At 40.9% G+C, this 367-nt stretch carries 1 protein-coding gene; it reads right to left on the bottom strand.

Features of this window, described 5'->3' with window-relative positions:
- The coding region (locus FQZ95_RS08635) for an ISAs1 family transposase (RefSeq protein ID WP_160530095.1) at positions 1–367 on the bottom strand (367 nt) is incomplete at both ends.

The following is a 367-nucleotide window of genomic DNA, read 5'->3' as shown; positions in this document are numbered from 1 at the left end:
TGATGATTTTTCCTTTAATATCCAGCATGTTAAGAAGTTCTGGGATAGCTGTAATCTCATTGGATTTCTCATCCGTCCTGATCTGTCCGATGACCAGACTGTGCATTGTTGAGAACGCACTAATGACATGAATCGCTCCCTTGCGGCGACTCTTGTCATAAGAATGCCGGAGTGTTTTTCCATCAATTGCGATGACGTCTTTATCATCTGAAGTATGGCAATCTCGCATCCAGTTAATAAAGCACTCGTGAAATTTTGCAGGACTGATACAGGATACAACTCTGGCAATTGTATCGTGAACAGGAATACCATTTTCAAAATCACCATATTGCTTCAAAAAATCGAGATGTGTTTCCCCAAAATCCTC

Source organism: Escherichia sp. HH41S (assembly GCF_009820115.1).
Taxonomy (GTDB): Bacteria; Pseudomonadota; Gammaproteobacteria; order Enterobacterales; family Enterobacteriaceae; genus Escherichia; species Escherichia coli_F.
The sequence above is the reverse complement of the archived record's forward strand: the minus strand, read 5'-3'. Positions and strand labels throughout refer to the sequence as shown.